Consider the following 22,210-nt stretch of genomic DNA (forward strand, 5'->3'; position numbering starts at 1 on the left):
CGACTTTCACTGTGTCACCAGTGAAAGTCTAGGATTGTTTTTTTCCAGTCCCTGTGAGACATGGCAGATTCCATAGCGCCAGCGAGGTCTTCTGCCGTGCTCACCACCGTATACTTCTCCGGAAGCAATTTTCTTAATGTATCCTGACAATCCGGGCTTTCCATAACTTTCAATACTTGTTTGAAATCACTTACGGAGCTGCGACTGCTGCCGTGAAGTGTAATTCCCTTCTCCAGCACGTCTCTTGTATTGATCGGTACAAGATCCTCGCTAACCCCCATCGCTATGAGATGACCCCCTGGTTTTAGAATATCAATACCCTGATTGATAGCGCTTTCGCTAAATCGCCCGCCTGTACATTCCACCACGATATCGACTTTCTCACCGGATTGGAAATCGTAGTTCTGCACCATTTCAGTCGTTCCAAAGGTGAATTGATCCAGCTTTTCTCTTACCGCCCCAAAGACGATTAAGCGATCACTGCCGATCTTATACACGTGATGCAGCATGGCTGCGGTCAAATATCCCACCGGTCCATCACCAAACACAGCGATTCGGGCCCGATCCAACAGGGGACTGACTCCTCTTAAAGCTCTGTACGAAACGCTGCATAATTCCGACAATACGGCGATCTCGTCGGGTATCAGATCGGGAATCGGAACCGCGCATTCCTCAGGAAGCACCAATCGGCTCTGGGCGATCCCATCCGTACCGCTTCCTAGAAATTCCGAATGATAGCAATAGTTATCTTCTATCTCATTCCTGCATGCCGGACAACATTGCTCAGGTTCGATTCCTCGAAGTAAATAGCCCGGTAAGTTCGGAACAATAAGCACTCGCTGACCTTCAGAGAGTTTGTTTGACTTACTTTCGGCCACGATTCCGATGCCTTCATGCAGCAAAGCCATTGGTAGTTTTCTGGCCAACACCTCCGGCTTTCTCTGTCCGCTAAAGTAACGCAGATCGGCGTGACAGATACTGGCAATGGTTGGCTCCACTGCGACTTCTCCCCTTCGAATTTCTCTTTCGACTACCAACTCTTGAATTTCACGCGGCTTAGTCAAGCGTAGAGTTCGTGAATGTACTGCGCCGGTTATTCTGCTGGCCACTAACAAAAACACCTCCAACTGTTTTTCTATATATATGAAATTTCGAGGTTGTACAAGCAACCTCGAAAGAATCATCTTCCGTTAAACAACAATGACATTCACTCCGGAATCCTGAAATTGCTTTCTGTCATATTCCGTAACTTCCTTACCTGTAATTAAAGAATGAATGGCCGAATTCGGAGCAACTGTATGTAGAGACAACTTACCTATTTTCGTGTCATCAGCAACCACAATGACTTCCTGCGCCGCGTTAATCATTCCTTGTTTAGCGAGAACCAGTTGAGCCTCCGGATGCATTAATCCATGTTTAGGGTGTATCGCGGGCGTACCGATAAAAGCTTTGGATACATGCAGCGACCGAAGCACTTGATCCGTAAACATGCCATTTAACATAAAGCTCGAAGGATACAAATCGCCTCCTGTTACCGTAATCTTCACGCCCGGGGCATCACGTAGTTCAGCTGCGATATTAATATCGTTGGTTACAACTGTAATGTTCGAACGATGGATTAACTGCTTCGCAATGTGAAGCGTGGTTGTACCCGAGTCTATGATGATATGATCTCCATCTTCCACCATACTTGCGGCCATTTTGCCAATACGTATCTTTTGTTCGAGCTGTACATTGGACCTTTCATTAAAGGAAGGCTCGTTATGGGTTAATTGCTCCACAATAACCCCGCCGTGAGTTCTTTTGAGCAGGCCTTCCTGTTCAGCCTCCGCCAAATCCCTGCGAATGGTTGCTTCATGAACATCAAATTCTAAGGCTAGTGCTGCCACTGAAGCTACGCGATGCTGTCTTACAAATTCAACAATTCTTATTTTTCTTTCCGCAGCTAACATCGTTTCATGCTCCCTCTCAAACAAACATTAACTTGCAGTGTTATGTTTATTTATGCTTGAATTTGTTCTTTTAAATTATCATTGGCAAACATTTCTGTCAATACTATATTTTATATTCTTTGTTCCAGATCACGCACACGGCTATATTTGTTGCCATTAAAGCATTTATTATAAAAGTTTATTAATGTTTATTTATGCAATGTTATATTAATATTATGTTTGAATATCTTCCTAAAAAAGTGAAAAGCAGAACTTTCCAAGGATTTGTTACTTATGGCAGTTTATCTATTTTTATTAGATGGGAACGACTATAATCCAGTTACAAATCCCTCACCTACAGGTAATACCTATTCTATTATTAACTTGAATACCGGCCTTCAGGTGGAGCGAACATGGACTCGGGCAAAAACGCCAACATATTTTTTAAGGATGCTCTCGTAACAGATACTTGATTTCTTGTCTATGTGAGGGAGTTTGGTTTCGTAAGTATAGGTAATTATTTCCGAGGAAATATGATATCTTTCATCAAAATTTGCAATTTACCAACTATTCCAACTCACAAGGAGGAAATCGTTGGTAATTTTACGTTTAAAACTACTTTTATTCTCTTTTAAAATATGGTAAGATGAAAACGTTCTCAATGTAAGCGTTATCATTTTTAAAGGGGGATTACAAAATGAATGTAGCGCTCGAAACAAGAAATACCTATGAGGACTTCGCACTTGAGAAGGATATTATGTACTTCCGAGTCGGAGAACATGGGCTCGTCTCTTTCCATGGGAAAAACTATCACATTAAAAAACGCATGACCTCTGAGCAAATTCAAGAAATTACTACAAATAGCTCCTTTTTCAAGGTCAACACGGATTGCTATGTGAATACAAGGAAAATTCTACAGATTCAGGATGGCAAAGTGTTCTTCGAAATCAAAGGTGCTGATTCCAAATTTGCATCGATTACGAAGCTACGTCAATTCCGACTGAAAGAAATCGTGCAGCAGCACAAAGCGGAAGCAGTTGCAGGTGAATCAGCAGAATAATGAAAACAGCCTTAAGGCGCAGTGTTGAACCAAACTACAGCGGCCAAGAGGTTATACCAAAAAGGAGCTAACGAGAATCCTCGCTAGCTCCTTTTTGGTCAAATCCTATGAAATTTTTGCAAGTGTTTCTTGTTGATGCTCACGGATAAGAAAGCGTATGTAGTCGACTGTTGTATCTTTCACCTTTTTGGCTTCTTCCAAAGTCGCGAAGCTGTACTCAGCATGATCGGTGCTTTCGTACTTCTTCAGCTCTTCATAGTTCATTCCAAGTGTGGAGAAGTTATAAACCAGTTCGTAGGGTGTCTTAATATCCACATTTTTTACGAAAATATCTTTGGAAAAGAATGAGCCTTGTTTCTCCACTTTAAAAATCACACGAAACGGCTTGTCTTTATCCGACACAAAGCACTTGATAACAACGTCGATTTCCATCGTTTTATAATCCACAACGTTCGTAGGTTCCTGCTTTGGTGTATGCATCCATTTTTTCAAAAAACCCAGCACAAGATTCCCTCCCCAATAACGACATGAATATAACTCATATTGTAGCGGATACACCAACAATTGACAATCCAAAAAATGGTTATTTTTGCAGTAAAAATTAACATTCCCTCTCATTTATGAGGAAGTTCCTATTTCCCCAAGAGATCTTTTAGCGGCTTTCTTCCTATAATTCCAAATAATAATCAGACAAAGCACACCAGTTAACACGCCACAACAGACGAAAGCCCCATTCGCACCATATCGATCTGCGACAAAACCAGCAAAAATGCTTCCTATCGGCGTGGAGCCCGCAAATACAAGTGAATACACACTCATTACGCGCGCGCGATACTCCTCTTTGGCATGCATCTGAAGAGATGAATTACTATTCGTTGCAAATATGATGTTGAAAAATCCGGTTAAAGCTAACAATCCACCGCAGACCCAAACGGAAGTGCTTAGTCCATTTAAGACCAAACAAACCGCAACTACTAAACTAGCTATAATACTTAATTTCAGCATTGGCCCTTGCTTACTGCGAAATGACATTGTGAGCGCCCCCGCGAAAGAACCCACACCCAGACATGACATTAACGTGCCATACGTGGTCTCTCCCATGTGCAGCACACTTTTAGTGAAAACCGGAATGAGTACATTAAAGTTAAAAGCAAGCGTGCCGATCACCGTTACGAGAAGCACAGTCTGTGCTAACAAAGGATCTCTTGCAATGTAGACAATTCCATCTTTAATTTCCTTCATCATGCCATCGCGCGAGTTCTTCTTCCGAACATAGGGTGCTGCTTTAATATGAAACAATCCATACAGAACTGCCAGAAAGCTAACCCCATTGAGCAAAAAACACCACCCAGCACCCAGCCAAGCCATCATCACTGCACCAATCGCAGGACCAACAATCCTTGCCATGTTAAATGTCGTTGAATTGAGAGCTATGGCATTCATGAGATCTTCTTTTCCCACGATTTCTATATTAAACGACTGTCTCGTTGGCATATCCAGCGTATTATTAAGCCCAAGCAGCAGAGCTAGCACAATGATATAGCTGTACTTTACCGTATCTGTCAAGACGAGTATTGCCAACGTAAAGGCTAGAATCATCGCAACCGTTTGCGTAACAAGCAGGATATTCTTCTTTGGAAACTTATCAACGATAATGCCTGCAAACAAGGAAAATAAGAGAATTGGGAGGAACTGACATGCCGCAACAATCCCAAGTTTAAGAGGCGAGCCAGTGATCGTCAGTACGAGCCAAGACTGCCCAATATTTTGCATCCACGTTCCAATGAGCGAGACACACTGACCTAACCAAAGATACCGATAATTACGATGCGTTAAAGCATGAAAATGCTTATCGATAAACAGCGAACTTGCAAGCTTCATATTCATGGCTCCACCTGCTCCTCTGCGAAACGGGACGCATTATCTCCCATTTTCTCCAAAATAGTCAAAGCCAGTAGTTTCTCCTCATCCGTTAAACCAAACGTTAGACGTTCTCGCCAGTCCGTCAGTACCTTCCGCACATCACCTTTAATCAGCAGCGCCTTTTCGGTTAGATGAACTTCGTTGCATCTCTTATCTTTTTTACTGACCGTACGGGTTATGTAGCCTTGCTCTTCTAACTTTTTAAGTGCTTTTGCTGTCGTACCTTTATCAATCTTCAAATAATCCGCTAACTCTTCTTGTGTAAGACCATCTTCTTTATATAGCGCGTTGATGAAAATATGCTGCCCTCTGCCGATGTCGTATTTCTTCAAATGCTCACCAATATACATTTGCCCATAACGGTAAATGAGTGAGACCCACCTTGGTATCGAATTTCTATTTTCGATCATAAACATGTCTCCTTTGTTTGAGCAAAATAGTAGTGATTTTCCGAATCGTTGAACTTGCTACTGTTTTATCATACGCCTGATTAGTTGCATGTGCAACTAATTTCCGGGCCTAAAATTTGATAAATGATAAGAGCGATATTACGGGATTCAGCAATCTCCGAGCTGTCGGGCAATAATGAGGAATGAAGCATACATGAATAAGCTCGGAAAGCGCGCCTATTTCTAGACTTAACTGAAATAAGCGCGTTTTCAGAGCCTAACGTTACGAGAACCCTGCAAGGTTGGAACTAGCGTCCAGCCCAGCAGAACAAAAAAAGAGCGAGCACCCAAACAGCCTGCGCTGCGTGGATACTCGCTCTTTATGTCCTAGAGAAACTTGATGCAAACGGGCCGCGATACCGCTACCGATTGCCCTGTTTCACGCAGCATTCCAGTTTCCGCATCGATGCGGAATACCGTAATGCTGTTCGAGTCCTGGTTCGCCGCGAGGAGGAACTCCCCCTGCGGCGATAAGGCAAAGTTCCTCGGCGTCCGCCCGAGCGTCGCCTGCCAACCCACGACCGACAGCGTGCCGCTTTGTCGGGCAACCTCATAAACCGCGATACTATCGTGTCCGCGGTTAGATGCATACACATAGCGGCCATCCTCGGAGAGATGGATGTCCGCGCATGTGCTCTCGCCGCTGAAGCCTTCCGGCAGCGTCGAAATGCTCTGCAGCGCGGTCAGAACTCCCGCGTCTGCCTCATAGCCCAGCACGGTAACCGTGCTGTCCAGCTCATTGATCGCGTACACGTACCGACTGTCCGCGCTATAAACCAAATGCCGCGGGCCTGCGCCCGGCTTCATCGCCGCATCGCCATGCGGCTGAAGCAAGCCGCTTTCCGCGTCGATGCTGCTAACCACCAGCCGATCAAGGCCCAGATCGGCTGAAATCGCATACCGATTGTTCGGTGCCGGAACAATCGAGTGCGCATGCGGAGCCTCTTGGCGATCCGCACGCGGCCCCAATGGACCTTCATGTTTGACCAACTGTGCATGCTCACCAAGCCGCCCGTCCGCTTCTATCGGATAAACGGTCACGCTGCCGCTTGAATAATTCGCTACATAGACCGTTCGGTTAGTCTGGTCCAAGCTGATATAACAAGGAGCAGATCCGTCGGTAGGCTGCTGATTCAACTTCTCAAGCCTACCGGTGCCAGCTTCTATCGCATAAGATGCCGCGGAGCCTCCAAAACGACCGTTGTACGTTTCTGTCTCACTCACCGCATACAAAATCGTCCGTGCATCATTCAGAGCAAGAAAGGAAGCATTTGGCAAATCCCTATACGATTCCACCAACCTCATTTCACCGCTCAAACGATTGAACGCATACAAGGAAATCCCATTTGTATTGCGCTCATCTGTATAGGAACCAACATAGACATACAATTCTTTCTGTTCTCCTACTGACATTGGCAACCAGCCTCCACGATAGCGATTTCTGCTATAAGTATTGTCACTTCTTCAGTATTCATTTCCTATGTAATCTCATAAACCTACTCTCACATTTCCCTACTTAATCTCATAATCCTGCTTTTTTTTGCTTTAATTCCCACCCGCACCTTACGCCAAACCGCAGTAACAACCATAGCAATAACCGCCCCATACAGAGCAAGCTCCATATCGTGGTGCGTATCCCATTGATCACCTTGTGTTCCTAGGAATAACGTTCCAATCTCAGGAGCAACAATCAGCGCCACCCACATTTCAATAAGCTCATAAAAAGCCCCCATTGCCAAAACGATGACACAGGTAATCACATAAAGCCATTTACTGCCTAGCCGTGTCCATGCACTCATCGCTTCCCGAATCGGATAGGCGAGGAGCAATCCAAAGCTAAAATGAACCAAGCGATCATAATGATCACGTTCCGAGTGAAGAATTAGCTTCAACCAAACATCCACCCAATTCTCGTTATACGAATAATGAGCCCCAAACGTATGCAGCAGTAAGAACAAAGCAATCCAAGCATAAGACAAATTCGTAAACGTAAAAAGTTTATATGTACTTACAAGTCCAATTAGCGTTGCCCATATCAGTAGATTTTCCAATACCCAGTTATACCTGCTGTAAGGCTCTACCGCCAGCCAAATCCATATCCCTACAAACATAACGATTATCATTTGCAAAAACCAATTTTTAGTGAATGAAATGGTCTGCATGGTTCAGTCCCCCTTGTTATTACCTCTAAACTCAGGTTACCTCGCCACTGTCTTTTCCAAAAGTACTAACTTCAACTAGTACCTTCTTTAGACGTATTGAACAAATCATATTTCACTTCTGAGAAGTTATGATCGGTAAAAGCATTCAAGTGCTCATCAGTCAGCCACAATCGGAACTGGAAAGTATGCTGGGTAAGATTATAAATGCGCAGGTTTCCTTTTTCAACCAAAAATAGGTTCATCCTTCAAGCTAATAGATCACTAATTAAGATGTTCCATCCATCGATTTGGTTCAAAGACTTAAACGAGGAGAGACTTTGGTCTACGACCAAAGATCCCAACGAGGAGAGACTTTGGTCTACGACCAAAGATCCCTATATTAGGTGCTAATTTCCTAAGGAAGAAGCTCGTAAAAGATCGGCGTTACCTCACTACCCTCATATACATGCAAAATATGGTTCTTATATGCCTTCATCTCAGATAACGTCGCGATCAAGAAAGCGTGAGAGGCATTCCCTGTTCCAGTTCCTGTCCCTGCCCCTTTCTCTGCTTTAATCCCACCATCCCTAACCTGTTCCAAAGTAACATAAGCAAACTGCCCCCAAGGCGCAGCATCCAACCCGATATGCGGATCAATCCAGTAACGAATCTGAAGTCCATGAAACCAAGCCATCTTCAAAGCCTGCTCGGCAAAAGCCCCCGTTCCATAAAGATGAATGACACATACGCCATCCTCTTTCACCTTTTGGATCGTCTCAAACAGCATCACCTGGCTGCCGAACCCATCTTGTAGCCGCAAATAGAATGTATATAAATAATACGCAAATCGTATAGTCACAAGACCCTGCGGCCAATTCGCATTCAAAATCGACGGCCCATAATTACAGGTATTCAAAAATGCTTCCGGCCCTTGCTCGAACCATTCTTCGGCCACATCTTCACAAATCGGTGCAATGTACTCGGTACAGAAATTGTCCTGATGCGTCAAATCCCCCAACAATCTCGCTTCCTCGGGTCTCGGCATATCGAGAACACGGTGCAGCGGCTTGCTCCACTCCACAGGCTGTAGGGATGCGCGCTGCAATCGCCCCTCTTTCTGCTGTAGCAAATAGGCATAATAACCTTGGAACGCTAAAGCACCTTCTTGACATGCCCGTTTCATCGCATACTCTTTGTCAGGACGTTTCAGCTCGGCCGTAATCGGCCTGATTTGACCGAGCTCACCTTCAGCATAACGAAGCGTCGAACCGAAATCGCCCATCATGAGCTCCTCCAAAAAGGCAGGCGTCCTTGCGATACGTTTCCCCTCATCACTTCCCCCGCTACCCGAGCGCAGCATACTACGGATATCCATACCACGCATACTCAGCTCATCCAGCCGATTAGCGCCAACAGCGAGCAAATGCGTCATTTGCGGCTTATGTCCCGCTAAGCTCACTATTTTTTCTAGTGATTTCTGAATGGTTCCGTGAAAGCCAATATCGACCGTTACCAACCGTTCAGGCGAACCAAATTCTTGCTTCAAATAACTTACAAAAAGCTGCCTATGCCGCTTCACAGACGCCAAAATTTTAGTTTGTATGGGTGCACTTCGTAGAAAACCCCCAATTTGATCATAGATGGAGCTTCCATTTTCACCTACTATATACTTGCAAGTTTCAATTCTTTCCTCCAAAAATGCTTCAAAATGAAAATGATCGCTTTCTTCGCAGATATCAAGTACCTCGAATAGCTCGCTTATTTTCAAACCGTGAATGCCTAGCAAAAGTGTTAGCTCATCATCACCAAAGCTCTCCAGTCCCGCCAAAAAAGTAGCTTGTCTGGAAACATAGATCGGCTTTATCTGGAGGTCAACACCTCGAATACGCGCAGCACTTTCAAGCATCGGGGCTAACAAATAAGCTTCTCTCATTAAAGGATGTACAGTCCGGATGCCCTCATCCACACATTGATCAATGACCCACTCACACAGAGCTTGCAAAAATGGTCCAATTACACTGGTACCCAACTTATAAAATACGCGGTCCAGCTCGCCCATTCCAACCGTCATATCCGAGGCTTCTGCTAGCTTCCGCAGGGACTTCCATTCTGGCAGTACATGTCCATGTCTAACATACTCCCAGTGATGCAAGCTCCCGAAATGTTCAGGAACGACGTTGTAGTGTACGCTCCTTATTCCTTCTTTGGAGGCACCTTCCACATCTGCGGCTATATTGTCACCAATATGTACAATTTCGTGACTCTCGAGCTGTGGGTAAAGTTCCTTCAACCGAGCGAATAAATGCCCCGATGACTTCCCTTCATGCTCCTCCGATGAAACAAGCAGCGTATCTACGCTTAATAGATCTAGACCTGACGACGAAAGAATCCAGCGCAGCTGCTCGGAGGATAAATACATATCCGATAACAGTGCTACCGGAATCTGCTTGCTTTTACAAGCAGCTAACAATGACGCCACATGCGGGTTCACATAGCAAACTTCCGCCTCAGTCTCGACTTCTATCTGAGCCATCTTGTCCCTGATACAGACCCCTTCCGGCATCTCAGCATAAATGAGTTCCAAAGTAACCTCGCCAAAGCCCGTTACGGCAGCTTGTCGATCACGGGCATTGTTCTCAGCACGAATCCGCATCTCTTTGAAAGCGGCTGGTGATATGGAAGCCTTCAAGCAGCCAATACGGTGTGCTTTTTCCGCAACAAGAACAAAAACGTCAGAGGGATTTGCACAAGTACGAAATAATAGCGTATCGAAAATATCCAAACTGAGCAGCGAAATGGCGTCAATATCACCAATCAAGCCACTTAGAAAGCGATCCTTTTTCCATAAATGAAGATCGGTAAAGCTTATACTTGTATGCGGTACCTCCAGCATTAGAAACCTCCTTAAAGTTTTGCTTATTTATCACTTATATTTGAGAAGTACACCGAAATTGAGGTAAGCTTAAAATACCATAATTCGGAGGTGCGCTTTTTCATGTCCTATCAGCCCTTAGTGTCCATCATTATCCCTACGTATAATCGCCAAATTGAACTCGCTGAGCTCGCAGAATCATTATACCGCCAAACGTACAAAAACTTACAAATCATCATCGTTAACGATTGCGGCCCCTCCGTCGATTTCATTCAGGAATTGTACCCGGAACTGGCTATTCAGATCGTCAATATGCCGCAAAACTTGAAGCATGTTCATGCACGCAACCGCGGATTGCAAGAGGTAAAAGGCGATTTCATTATGCTCTGTGATGACGACGATCTGCTGCTTCCGATCCATATCGAGCGCATGCTGCAAGAAATAGAAGGCTATGATCTTGTCTACCCAGACGTAGAAATTTTCGATTATGTTTATGAAAATAACGCCCGTTCCATCACAGATCGGTTCGTTTTTGCTTATGAATTCGATGTGCCTGCGATGCGTAGGTTTTCGACCTTCTTTTCTTCCGGCTGTATATTTCGTCCCGAGGTTATCAACGTTCTGGGCGCTTTTGACACGGAAGTATTTCATTATTGGGACTGGGATTTCTTCTTACGAGCAGCTGAGCAATTCCGTGTGAAACGTGCGCCAATCGCAAGTGTACTCTATGCCTTCTCGCAGCAAGGCAGCAGCAATATGTCGGGTCAATTAGATAACATGCGTCCTTATTTGGACATGCTCTCAGCCAAGCATCAACTCGGTGAATTGCCAACGAAAAACTTCTTCCTCCTGCTGGAAGAACCGGAAGTGAAAGCGCGACAAGCAGTGACCGAAATCATCTGGGACGGGAAACCGATTCGCTCTCGTTTATCCAAATAAACTTTTGGCATAGAAGCTTCGAAACTCGCTTGGCGTCATTCCTTCATGTTCTTGAAACCGCTGGTTGAAATAACTCGCGCTGGCATAACCTGATTCCTTGGCGATGTCTTTGATCGGCCAGTTCTCCTTTTCAATTAAACGCTGCTTAGCGAATTGAATGCGGCAAAGCGTAATGAAGGAGAGCGGGGTCATCGACATAGCTTTACGAAATAATTTACAGAAATAGTAAGTGCTTACGCCTGTGAGCTCCGCCCATTCTTCCAAGATGAACGGTTCACAGGCTTTTTGCTGCATCGAGGGAAGTAAGGCGAGAATGCGATCCACGGATTCCATCCCCCGATTTCCCGTTAAAGGCGCCGCATAGCTCATGAATTCGCACAATATCTTATACGTCAGTGTCGAGAGATTCGTTGTCCGAAGGATGCTATTCGTCTCCGCCTCCAGCAAAAGCTCATGATACGCTTCTTCAAGCTCATTCCATCGCTTTAACGTCCACAAGGTCCGAAGAAATCCTCGCTCCAGCATAAACTCCTTTATATGATTTCCATAAAAATGAACCCACCTTACATCCCATGGATCTTCCTTCGAGCTGTAGTATTTTTGTTCTTGATATGGAAAATACAGAAAAGCATCCCCTTTTTGAATCGGATACTGTTCCCCCTCAATTTCGACGTACCCTTTACCTGAAACGATGAAATGCAAGCTAAATGTCTCACATAACCTCTCGGACCGATAGACAGAATGATTCGGGAGATCACGGTACCAGCCAACAGACTCTGGAAAAATGAAATAAGAAGATTGCTGCAGCCTCGGCAGCATGACATGCCTTTGCATCTTAACTCCTCCTCTTCTAATGACAATATTCCGATACTCGGTGCAATATATTATCATATTCATTTTAAATAACTCGTTTTATAATAACAATATACCGTTATCAAATATTTTACAAAAGGAGAAATGCTGTAATGACAAAGCTTCGTTGGGGGATTTTAGGTTGCGCCAATATAGCCATAAGGGCTTGTATTCCTGGTATCCAGCAGTCTCAGACTGGCATTGTAAGCGCTATTGCCAGCCGCAATCTGCAGAAGTCACAGGAAACTGCAGCTAAGCTAGATATTCCTAAGGCTTACGGCAGTTATGAAGAATTGATCGAGGATCCAGATATTGATGCCTTATACATACCGCTTCCGAACCATCTGCACAAAGAGTGGACGATTCGTGCTGCCCAGGCTGGTAAGCATGTACTGTGCGAGAAGCCAGCTTCTCTTACGGCGGATGATGTTCAAGAAATGGTCACGGCTTGCGAACAAGCAGGTGTGGTTTTTGCCGAAGCTTTCATGTATAGACACCACCCGCGGTACGAGCGGATTAAAGCTATTATGGAATCCGGTGAAATCGGTGATATTCGTGGAATTCATGGTGTTTTTACCTTTAGTAACCCTGGTGATAGCAAAAATGTTCGCTACGTTCGTGAATGGGGTGGCGGTTCGGCCTATGACGTTGGATGTTATCCACTAAGTGCTGCAAGAATGCTGTTGGGCAGGGAACCAGAGGCTGTGACCACTCACGCCTTCTTCTCGCCGGAGCATGATGATGTCGATATGATGATGTCCGGTTTAGTTGAATTTAGCGGCAATGTCGCGTTAACCTTTGACTGCGGAATGTGGGCAGCTTTCCGTAATACGCTCGAAATCGTTGGCGCGCATGGACGTATTGAAGTCCCTTCTGCGTTTGTGACGCCAACAGAGGAATCCGGCAATTTTATCGTCCATGTTAAAAATGAACGCCGTGAAGAAAAGGTTCCTTTTCTCAACCAATACGCGCTGCAAGCGGACGACATGGCTTATGCCGCTTGGGGTGAGAGAGCACCTCGCTTCCCAGCGAGTGATGCTATTAAAAACTTGAAAGTGATCGATGCATGCCTGAAGTCAGCTAGAGATCGCTCACGAATTGTTATTAATCAATAATCATTCATATAAAGAAAGCAGGGATGATTTCATATGAAGCACATTCAGATTAAAGGATTAGATAAACCAGTATCCAAACTGATCATGGGATCTGACTTTTTTAGACTGGATAATGGTCAAGAAGTCAGCGAAATCCTCGGGCATTATCTATCTATCGGTGGAAATACGATTGACACAGCCTTCATCTATTGTGGTGGCCAGAGTGAGCAAGCGCTTGGGATTTGGCTCGATGAAATGGGCAATCGCGATGACATCAATATCTTTACCAAGGGCGCACATCATGATGCTAGCGGGCCCAGAGTGAATGCGGAAGCAATTCGAAGTGATTTGTTCACCAGTCTCGAGAGACTGCACACTGACTATATTGATCTTTATGCGCTTCATCGCGATGACCCGTCAACACCGGTCGGCGTTATCCTCGAAGCGCTGAATGAACATGTGGAAGCTGGAAGAATCCGCGCCTTTGGCGGATCCAACTGGACACATGAACGTCTGCAAGAAGCAGCAGATTATGCTGAGCAGCATGGTCTAATCGGCTTCAGCTTCAGCAGCCCTAACCTTAGCCTAGCTAAAGCGAACGAGCCATTCTGGGCTGGCTGTGTCTCAACCGATGAGCAAGCGCTGCGCTGGCATGAAGCCAAGCAGTTCCCACTGCTGTCCTGGTCTTCGCAGGCACGCGGATTTTTCACTGGGCGGTTCACGCCGGAGAACCGCGAAAACGCCGATCTCGTCCGCGTCTTCTACAGTGACGAGAACTGGACGCGGCTGCGCCGCGCCGAACAGCTGGCGCAGGAAAAAGGCGTCAGCGCGATCCAAATCGCGCTCGCCTATGTGCTGAGCCAGCCGTTCCCGGCATGCGCCCTCATTGGGCCGCGCAGCGAAGCCGAAATGCTCTCATGCCGTGACGGCGCGCAGCTTGTGCTGTCTGCGCAGGAGCTGGCATGGCTTGATTTGACCGCAGCGACGGTGTAACAGCTGCGCAACCTTTGCGGCACCGTTTGTGTGCCGCTTGAAGCCCCCCGGCCGATATTGGGCCGGGGGGCTTTGTGTGCTTGTGGATACTCACCTGCCGGATTTTGCTTTTCTGGCACTTTCCACTCAAATAAGAGTCTCTGAAGACTCTTATTTAGCAAATTGAGCTTAAATTGGATTAAATCCGAGCAAATAAGCGCCTCTAGAAACTGCTATTATTGCTTTTCTTGCACTTTCCACTCAAATAGGAGTCTCTGGGGACTAATTTAGCAAATTGAGCTTAAATTGGATTAAATCCGAGCAGATAAGAGCCTCTAGAGACTGCTATTTTTGCTTTTCTGGCACTTTCCACTCAAATAGGAGTATCTGAAGACTCTTATTGGGCAAATTGAGCTTAAATTGGATTAAATCCGAGCAAATAAGCGCCTCTAGAGACTGCTATTATCGCTTTTTTGGCACTTTCCGCTCAAATAGGAGTCTCTGGGGACTCTTATTGGGCAAATTGAGCTTAAATTGGATTAAATCCGAGCAAATAAGCGCCTCTAGAGACTGCTATTTTTGCTTTTCTGGCACTTTCCACTCAAATAGGAGTCTCTGAAGACTCTTATTGGGCAAATTGAGCTTAAATTGGATTAAATCCGAGCAAATAAGCGCCTCTAGAGACTGCTATTATCGCTTTTCTGGCACTTTCCGCTCAAATAGGAGTCTCTGGGGACTCTTATCTGGCAGATCATGCTCCTCGCCACCATTCTTCCACCCATCCGATGGACGGCTTATCCGTTGACATGATAAGATATAAGAAAGCGTTATCTACAGGAAGAATAAGGATCTGCTTTTAGGAGGTACCATGGGAAAGACAGACATTCGCCGCGATGCGATTATGCAAGCCATTAAAGATAAAGGCTCCATCGCCTTGACCGATATCGTCAAGCAGTTTGCTGTTTCGGAAGCAACGGCTAGACGGGACCTTGAGATACTCGAACAAGAAAAGCGCTGCATTCGTACCTTTGGAGGCGCCGTGCTTGAAAGCTTGAAGGTCGAAGTCCCTTTTTTCAACAAAATGGACCTCTACACGGATGAAAAGAAAGAAATCGCCGACAAGGCGCTGCGCTATATTGAAGATGGCGATATCATCGGTTTAACCGGCGGTACGACGACGACTTTTATCGCTAAAAAGCTCAACCAATTTAAGAACCTTACCGTTATCACGAATGCGGTTAATATCGCCTATGAGCTGATCGGAACGCCGGGGCTGCAGCTCATCCTTACTGGCGGGGTGATTCGTACCCAAACCTTCGAGTTGTCGGGACCACTCGCCAATGCAACGTTAGACAATCTCAGCATTCGCAAAACATTCATGGGTGTGGACGGTGTCTCGTTATCCCGTGGCATGATGATTTATAATGAGCTGGAAGCCGAGACCAATCGGCGCATGATGAAGCAGTCCATGGAAACTTACCTCGTAGCCGATCATTCCAAGTTCAGCCGCAGCTCCTTGTTTGTCATAGGGGAAGTTCAAGAAACCATAGGTATTATTAGCGATTCAGCCATAACACCGGAAATGAAGCATGCTTTCAAGGAAGCCGGAGCACCATTTCTATGAAAAAATAAAAACGGAGCATCTCGGGTTCATTCCTCCCGTAATGCTCCGTTTCTTTTTATTAACAGCAGCGATTAATTTTTCCGCTTTCATAACGTTCATGAAGGGAAAGCATGTAAAACTCCTTTTCCGTCAAAGGTTTATCATCTGGATGATGATCCTGTTGATGCTTCAAGTATCTTTCATAGTCTGGGATATTGAAAATGACCTTTATTGTCGTGTTAACCTTCTTTGTAAAACTCGTAATTGTTTTCATGGCATCAGGCTCCAAATGTGGATTGTACAAAAGGCGCTTCTTTCAAGTGAGGTTTCTGCTTTTGAATCAAGATATTGTACCATACCCGTAAAGAGATGATAATCATCAGAATGACGACGATACCGAAGAAGATGGTGAGGGCCGCATCGATATAGTTATTTGTCACAATCTGATGCATGACATCCATGTTCTTTGCAGGTGCGATGACTTGGCCTTTGTCAATTCCTTCTTGATATTTCTTCGCTGCCGCTAAAAAACCGATACTTGCGTTTCCGGAAAATGCTTTTTGAAAGCCGGCAGTCAACGTCGTCACGGAGAGGAATGCAAAAGGAAGGATACCTACCCAAGCGTAGCGAGCTTTGCCCATTTTAATCATAATCGTTACTGCTACGGCTAAAGCGATAGCAGCTAGCATTTGATTCGCGATTCCGAATAGCGCCCATAAGGAATTGATACCCCCAAACGGATCGATCGCCCCTTGATACAAGAAGTACCCCCAAGCCGAGCAAACAAGCAGCGAAGCAATGAAATTGTATTTGAAATCTTTTGTTTGGCCAAATGGCTTGTAGAAGTTTCCGATCAAATCCTGCAGCATAAAACGGCCAACCCGTGTACCGGCATCTACAGCTGTTAAGATGAACACAGCTTCAAATAAAATAGCGAAATGGTACCAGAATGCTTTGGCTCCATTTAGGAATTTTGCAAAAATCTCAGCCATACCTACGGCAAGCGTTGGTGCCCCGCCTGTTCGCGAGAGGATCGTCTTTTCACCGATTTCTTTGGCCGTGCTTGTAATCTGATCAGGAGTCAACGTGAAGCCCCATGATGAGATTTTGGCCGCGACGGCAGCTGGATCCGTTCCGATTACAGCCGGTGAAGAGTTCATCGCGAAGTAAATGCCGGGTTCTAAGGCACATGCCGCGATCAATGCCATAACAGCGACGAAGGATTCTGCGGCCATACCGGCAAAACCGATAAAAGGGGCATGACTTTCTCTATCGATCATTTTCGGAGTCGTACCGGAAGAAATCAAGGAATGAAATCCGGAAACCGCCCCGCAAGCTATGGTAATGAATAGGAATGGGAATAAATTGCCGGAAAATACAGGCCCGGTTCCATCAATAAATTGGGTCACTGCCGGCATTTTCAGCTCCGGTAAAATGACCATAATGCCGCCAGCAAGTAAGATGATAACGCCGATTTTCAAAAAAGAGCTTAAATAATCACGCGGTGCAAGAAGGACCCAAACTGGCAAAATGGAAGCAATGAGGCCATAGACAACCATCATAATGGCGATTTGTGGAGCTGTGAAGGTAAACATCTGGGATAGCATCGGACTTTCCGCTACATACTGTCCTGACCATAAAGCAATCATCAATAAGACGAAACCAATGATGGAGCCTTCGATTACTTTACCAGGTCGAATATAACGCATATAAAAGCCCATAAATATCGCAATCGGCATGGTCATGGCGATCGTAAACATGCCCCATGGTGATTCTGCTAACGCTTTCACTACGACGAGTCCAAGAACGGCGACGATAATAATGAGGATCGCTAACGTTGCAATGGACGCTAACGTACCGCTGAATCGACCGACTTCGTCTTTGGCCATTTGACCCAGTGACTTTCCATCTCGACGCATGGATCCAACAAGGGTCACAAAGTCTTGTACGCAGCCAGCAAGAACGGCCCCGACAATAATCCAGAGAATGCTGGGTAAATACCCCATTTGTGCGGCTAATATCGGACCAACCAGCGGTCCTGCTCCGGCGATGGCCGCGAAATGATGGCCAAAAAGCACATATTTGTTAGTCGGGACGTAGTCTTTGGCATCGTTATGAACATGGGCTGGGGTTGCCCGTTGATCATTTAACTCGTAAATTTTCTTAGCAATGAACCGACTGTAAAAACGGTAACCAAAAGCATACGTACAGATAGCGGCAATGATTAACCAAACTGCCGAGATGTTCTCGCCATTCGACAGCGCGAGCATAGCGAAACCAGCTGCACCTAATGCTGCAATCGCACCCCAAATTACATACGAAGTAAATTTGTTTTTCATACCTATCACTCCTAGTAAGTGTTTTCTTCTCCAAATTGACTATTGGTTGATAACGCTTACAAGGAGTATAGCTTGTTTAGTTTCCGAGCGAAATATCTGGAGCGCATCATGCCATATTGGGGCCCTATGATGTTAAATTTCGAGTTTCAAACGCAGCATCTTCACATAATTTCGGCTAACAGGTATGCTGCTTCGCAGTGCGTCATCCATCCGCAGATTATACGCTCCGTTGACCCAAGTCTTCATCTCAGCAATGGAAGCCAGGTTGACGAGATAGCTTTTGTGGCAGCGAAAAAAACCGAATGGCTCCAACTTTTGTTCCAGCTCCACTAACGTATAGGAAACGTTATAGGCTTTATCACGAAGATGAACCTGTACATGTTTGACTTCTTTGCTGATATACATGATGTCCTTCGGTGATACATAGGTAATGCCTTCATCCAATTCTAGCGCTAGTTTTACACTTGTCATTCCGGTGGAAGGATGGACTAGGACGCCCGATCCGTTCTGCATTCGAATTTTACGCAGCTCTCGGAAAACGATAGCTAAGTCTTCTTCGTCGTACGGCTTGAGCATATAGTGAAAAGCACGAAGCTTAAATGCATGAACAGCATATTGATCGTACGCAGTGGAGAACACAACCTTCACCTGCGGATTGATCTCTCGTACGATTTCTGCCACTTGAAGCCCATTAAGATCCGGCATGTCCATATCGAGAAATAAGACATCCGGTGATTGTTCTTTTACCTTCTTAATTGCATCCATTCCGCTGGTCGCAGGTGTCACCATCTCTACATCTTCGTACTGCTCTAAGAGATAGACTAACTCTTCCCTTGCCGGCGCTTCATCATCAGCAATCACGATATTCCAGCCCACCTACCATCACCTCACCCAGAATCTAATTTTTGTGCCTTCGCCTGACTTACTCTCAATTTCAAGCGGATGCTCTCTTCCGTAATGGTAGATTAGCCGCTGTTCGATATTCCGCAAAGCCATACCGGCGTGTTGTTCCCCATGACTGTGAAGCCTGACGGTTTCTAGGCCAACTCCATTGTCCTCGACAGTAATACGCGCATGCCGCTTTCCGTCGTCCAGTTCCTCCTTCACCATAAGCTTGATCATACCGATTCCCTTCCTGTTTTTGATGCCATGAACAATGGCGTTCTCGACAAGAGGTTGAATCGTAAACGGAGGGATCTGATGATCCAGTAGCCTTTCATCGATTTCAGCATAAAATTCCAATTGATCCCCAAGACGTGATTTAATCAAACTAAGGTAAGACATGACCAATTCATATTCGTCACGTATCGTAATCATCCGTTGGTTACTATGGCTCATGTTTTTGCGCAAAAACTTAGACAAGTGCATCACCATCTGACGGGCCTCTTCCGGTTTAGTACGAATAAACGATTTGACTGTGTTGAGCACATTAAAAAGGAAGTGGGGATTCATCTGCGCTTGCAGCGAACGAATCTCCGCATCCGCCAGCAGCTGCGACTGTCTCTCGGACTCGACAAACGCATACTGCTGAGAAAGCAGACCGGCAAGCGAGGACAACATTCGTCTACGAGATGGATTATCATCCTGCTCTCGCTCGAAATACAAGCGAAATTGCCCAATCGGACGCTGATTCGGAATATGAATGAATAAGTCGATCCAATGCTTTGTTTTTCTTCCCTCCGCTATCCATGCCGAGCCGTTCTTACTGAAAAATGCACCCACGGCCTTCATTTCCTCATTCAAAACTTTCGCGATTTCATGTACGGCCTTCTCGAATTCCAATCGCCAAAGCGGCATCGTCATATCCGCAATTTGCAGTGCTTTATGAGCATGCTCTGCGCCGATGCGATCCTCTTCGCGCTCCATCGTGTTGTACAGTACGAAATAAAGGGCTACCCCGATGCTGTTAGCGAGAGTCTGTGGTAAACCAATAAGCGAAACTAGGTTTAATGCATCTCCCCAGGGCTTGGCGAGCGCAAGAATAAGTGCCATTTGCAGAGCTTCAGCCATGAAGCCTACAAGAAAGGCGAGTTGAATGGACGACACCTTGCGGAAGCGTTTCTTGAACGCTTTGCGGCAAAGTCCAGCCAAGACACCTTGTAGAATAGGCGCAATCATACAAGCTACAGCAACAAATCCACCCAAGCTGTAACGATGCAGGCCCGCTGCGACACCAACGATGAGCCCGCTTTTCACACCGCCTAGCAAGCCGGCAATGACGACTCCAACGGTTCGAGCATTGGCAATGGCCGCGGTTGGGGCTACTTCGCCGATCCATGGTGCCGGTCGATATGTGTACTCGGAAACCGTCACACCCGAGTAGGTGGCCAGAATCGCATAAGCAGTGAAAAAGAAAAGAAAACGCCATTGATAGGTCTTGTTACCTTGATAACTCATATAACTGCGCATCCAGCGGCTGCGAGAAAAGGCAAATGCAAGCGCTATCAAGAATCCAACCCTTTCAATCATATCGACGAACAAATGAAGCATCGCTCACACACCTTTTAACATCTTTTAAAATAATCCTAGCAGAAATCGTTTGTCCTTGCAGTAAAAAAGACCATGATTTCTACGTTTGTAGAAACCTTGGTCTTATGTACCCTCTCGATAATCGGGAGGGTTCGTACATCATTCACTACTCGTCTGCGGCACGACAGGTTGCTTATATTTCAACGAAGGCAGCATAATGAAGACCCCAACTAAAAATAAAGCAGCACTTACTAGATAAATGGCTTCAAGCGAGAAGGAAGCTTTGATACTTCCGGCCAAACTCATCGTGATGACCATAGCTCCCATAAACAAAGGATTCAGAATACCATTCACGCGACCCACGAATGATTCCTCCGTGTTGCCAAGAATCATCGTATTGATACCAATTTGGATAGCGGGCATGACGAGACCGGACAGGAATTGCATAACAAGTGCTACCCATAACAGATGTGTCATACCAATGACCGCGAACGCCACGACACTTACGGACATCCCGAGTATAAGCAGCGCTTGCGACGACATTTTTTTGGAAAAGCCCATCGTCAAGCCCCCGCCGATAATCATCGCGACACCATTCGTGGCCATAAACCATTGCAAGTTCTCTTTAGGCAAGCCCAGATTTTCCGTAACAAGAAAGATACCAAGTGGACTGATTAGACCAATCGCAAGACCGGCAACAGCAAAGCAGCCTCCCAAAGTAACAAGCATTTTATTCTTGAGCACATACCGGAAACCTTCGCCCATCTCAGCAAAAATGTGCGTGGATGGAGCTTCCGATCCTTTTTCCGCTTTACGGTCAGCTGGTAGAAATGTTAGGACAAGAGCGGAAAGCACAAAGCAAATTCCCATGATCGCTATAGCAACTTCGATTCCAAAGGTATAGTACACGAAAGTACCCATAATTGGACCCAAAATCATAAAGATTGCCATCATCGATTGAAACAATGACATCCCCATTTGCATTTGAGATTCCGGCACATGAACCTTGAACAGCTTCATCCCGGACGGTTGAGAGAATTGGGACAGGATGGACGATACTAATGTGGCAAAAAAGATCGCCTTCCATGAACCATAATACAGGGTAATCATAATGACAAACACCGAGGCAGCACTGAGAATATCGCACCAGACCATCGTGAGCTTAGGTCTCCATCGATCTGCAAAGGCACCGCCAATGAAAGAGAAAATAAATATCGGCGCAAACTCGGCAACGGAAATCAAGGAAACCGAGTAAGGATCGTTATTCGTCATGTCGGTTACGTAGAGAAGAATCGCGAAGTTACGAATCCAAATCCCGATTTGGAGGAAGAGACCCGATAACATAATGGACTGCACAAAACGATTGGCAAAAAAAGAACGCATCGTTGGCGCAGAATTAGATACTGCTTGAGACATAGAAAAAATACACCCCTTCGACAATAGATTGGTCTATAAAACGTCAACTTCATTCCGACGTAACCGGAACTAAAAAAGTTTCATAAGCCTCATCAAATGTAACGAAAAAGGTGCTTAACGTCTAGTGCAATTTGTCATATGACCGGTCAT

General features: G+C 45.5%; 20 protein-coding genes. 5 read left to right on the plus strand and 15 right to left on the minus strand.

Annotated elements, in window-relative coordinates; genetic code table 11:
- Window positions 1–14: 14 nt before the first annotated feature.
- Together QFZ80_RS25000 and QFZ80_RS25005 are read right to left on the minus strand one after the other, a co-directional pair.
- Window positions 15–1,109 carry an alcohol dehydrogenase catalytic domain-containing protein gene (locus QFZ80_RS25000; RefSeq protein WP_307561668.1) on the minus strand — a complete coding sequence of 365 codons (1,095 nt, stop codon included), beginning with the start codon at window positions 1,107–1,109 and terminating at the stop codon, window positions 15–17.
- An 81-nt stretch (window positions 1,110–1,190) separates the two neighbouring features.
- Complete coding sequence (locus QFZ80_RS25005; RefSeq protein ID WP_307553330.1) at window positions 1,191–1,952, minus strand: DeoR/GlpR family DNA-binding transcription regulator; 762 nt, start codon at window positions 1,950–1,952, stop codon at window positions 1,191–1,193.
- Between the two features lie 676 nt (window positions 1,953–2,628).
- Here QFZ80_RS25005 and QFZ80_RS25010 point away from each other — a divergent pair.
- On the plus strand, window positions 2,629–2,991 hold the full coding sequence (locus tag QFZ80_RS25010) for a LytTR family transcriptional regulator DNA-binding domain-containing protein (RefSeq protein WP_307553329.1): 363 nt from the start codon (window positions 2,629–2,631) through the stop codon (window positions 2,989–2,991).
- Window positions 2,992–3,096: 105 nt separating this feature from the next.
- Here the strand turns inward: QFZ80_RS25010 and QFZ80_RS25015 are convergent, their stop codons facing one another.
- The 7 genes from QFZ80_RS25015 to QFZ80_RS25045 all read right to left on the minus strand — a co-directional run bounded on the left by QFZ80_RS25015 (window position 3,097) and on the right by QFZ80_RS25045 (window position 10,397).
- Window positions 3,097–3,495 carry a hypothetical protein gene (locus QFZ80_RS25015; RefSeq protein WP_307553328.1) on the minus strand — a complete coding sequence of 133 codons (399 nt, stop codon included), beginning with the start codon at window positions 3,493–3,495 and terminating at the stop codon, window positions 3,097–3,099.
- 114 nt (window positions 3,496–3,609) lie between these two features.
- Complete coding sequence (locus QFZ80_RS25020) at window positions 3,610–4,878, minus strand: MFS transporter (RefSeq protein ID WP_307553327.1); 1,269 nt, start codon at window positions 4,876–4,878, stop codon at window positions 3,610–3,612.
- The gene (locus QFZ80_RS25025) at window positions 4,875–5,324 is read right to left on the minus strand and encodes a MarR family winged helix-turn-helix transcriptional regulator (RefSeq protein ID WP_307553326.1); all 450 of its coding nucleotides are present in this window, start codon (window positions 5,322–5,324) and stop codon (window positions 4,875–4,877) included. The genes QFZ80_RS25020 and QFZ80_RS25025 overlap by 4 nt, the downstream gene beginning before the upstream one ends.
- 366 nt (window positions 5,325–5,690) lie before the next feature.
- Window positions 5,691–6,776 carry a lactonase family protein gene (locus QFZ80_RS25030; RefSeq protein ID WP_307561670.1) on the minus strand — a complete coding sequence of 362 codons (1,086 nt, stop codon included), beginning with the start codon at window positions 6,774–6,776 and terminating at the stop codon, window positions 5,691–5,693.
- Between the two features lie 89 nt (window positions 6,777–6,865).
- A complete protein-coding gene (locus tag QFZ80_RS25035) occupies window positions 6,866–7,525 on the minus strand; it encodes a DUF2238 domain-containing protein (RefSeq protein ID WP_307561672.1) in 660 nt (219 codons plus the stop codon).
- Window positions 7,526–7,596: 71 nt separating this feature from the next.
- Window positions 7,597–7,755: a hypothetical protein gene (locus tag QFZ80_RS25040; RefSeq protein WP_307553323.1), complete on the minus strand. Its 159-nt coding sequence runs from the start codon at window positions 7,753–7,755 to the stop codon at window positions 7,597–7,599.
- A 164-nt stretch (window positions 7,756–7,919) separates the two neighbouring features.
- Window positions 7,920–10,397 (minus strand): HAD family hydrolase, encoded by a 2,478-nt coding sequence (locus QFZ80_RS25045; RefSeq protein ID WP_307561674.1) that lies wholly within the window; start codon window positions 10,395–10,397, stop codon window positions 7,920–7,922.
- A gap of 102 nt (window positions 10,398–10,499) precedes the next feature.
- On the opposite strand from QFZ80_RS25045, the gene QFZ80_RS25050 reads away from it, so the two are divergent.
- On the plus strand, window positions 10,500–11,315 hold the full coding sequence (locus tag QFZ80_RS25050; RefSeq protein WP_307553321.1) for a glycosyltransferase family 2 protein: 816 nt from the start codon (window positions 10,500–10,502) through the stop codon (window positions 11,313–11,315).
- On the opposite strand, the gene QFZ80_RS25055 is transcribed toward QFZ80_RS25050, so the two are convergent.
- Window positions 11,304–12,149: an AraC family transcriptional regulator gene (locus QFZ80_RS25055; protein ID WP_307553320.1), complete on the minus strand. Its 846-nt coding sequence runs from the start codon at window positions 12,147–12,149 to the stop codon at window positions 11,304–11,306. The two genes, QFZ80_RS25050 and QFZ80_RS25055, sit on opposite strands and share 12 nt — an antisense overlap.
- A 131-nt stretch (window positions 12,150–12,280) precedes the next feature.
- Between QFZ80_RS25055 and QFZ80_RS25060 the strand changes: the two genes are divergently transcribed.
- The 3 genes from QFZ80_RS25060 to QFZ80_RS25070 all read left to right on the plus strand — a co-directional run bounded on the left by QFZ80_RS25060 (window position 12,281) and on the right by QFZ80_RS25070 (window position 15,857).
- Window positions 12,281–13,282 carry a Gfo/Idh/MocA family protein gene (locus QFZ80_RS25060; RefSeq protein WP_307561677.1) on the plus strand — a complete coding sequence of 334 codons (1,002 nt, stop codon included), beginning with the start codon at window positions 12,281–12,283 and terminating at the stop codon, window positions 13,280–13,282.
- 33 nt (window positions 13,283–13,315) lie between these two features.
- Window positions 13,316–14,254: an aldo/keto reductase gene (locus QFZ80_RS25065; RefSeq protein ID WP_307553318.1), complete on the plus strand. Its 939-nt coding sequence runs from the start codon at window positions 13,316–13,318 to the stop codon at window positions 14,252–14,254.
- 847 nt (window positions 14,255–15,101) lie between these two features.
- Window positions 15,102–15,857: a DeoR/GlpR family DNA-binding transcription regulator gene (locus QFZ80_RS25070; protein ID WP_307561679.1), complete on the plus strand. Its 756-nt coding sequence runs from the start codon at window positions 15,102–15,104 to the stop codon at window positions 15,855–15,857.
- A 58-nt stretch (window positions 15,858–15,915) separates the two neighbouring features.
- Here the strand turns inward: QFZ80_RS25070 and QFZ80_RS25075 are convergent, their stop codons facing one another.
- The 5 genes from QFZ80_RS25075 to QFZ80_RS25095 form a co-directional block, all read right to left on the minus strand.
- On the minus strand, window positions 15,916–16,110 hold the full coding sequence (locus QFZ80_RS25075; protein WP_307561680.1) for a CstA-like transporter-associated (seleno)protein: 195 nt from the start codon (window positions 16,108–16,110) through the stop codon (window positions 15,916–15,918).
- Between the two features lie 4 nt (window positions 16,111–16,114).
- Window positions 16,115–18,175, minus strand: coding sequence for a carbon starvation CstA family protein (locus QFZ80_RS25080; protein WP_307561682.1), 2,061 nt, complete (start codon window positions 18,173–18,175; stop codon window positions 16,115–16,117).
- A 132-nt stretch (window positions 18,176–18,307) separates the two neighbouring features.
- Window positions 18,308–19,051 (minus strand): LytR/AlgR family response regulator transcription factor, encoded by a 744-nt coding sequence (locus QFZ80_RS25085; protein ID WP_307561683.1) that lies wholly within the window; start codon window positions 19,049–19,051, stop codon window positions 18,308–18,310.
- Between the two features lie 6 nt (window positions 19,052–19,057).
- The gene (locus QFZ80_RS25090; protein WP_307561685.1) at window positions 19,058–20,665 is read right to left on the minus strand and encodes a LytS/YhcK type 5TM receptor domain-containing protein; all 1,608 of its coding nucleotides are present in this window, start codon (window positions 20,663–20,665) and stop codon (window positions 19,058–19,060) included.
- 138 nt (window positions 20,666–20,803) lie between these two features.
- Window positions 20,804–22,060, minus strand: a complete 1,257-nt coding sequence (locus QFZ80_RS25095; protein ID WP_307553312.1) for an MFS transporter — start codon at window positions 22,058–22,060, stop codon at window positions 20,804–20,806.
- Window positions 22,061–22,210 lie beyond the last annotated feature (150 nt).

Source organism: Paenibacillus sp. V4I7, assembly GCF_030817275.1.
Taxonomy (GTDB): domain Bacteria; phylum Bacillota; class Bacilli; order Paenibacillales; family NBRC-103111; genus Paenibacillus_E.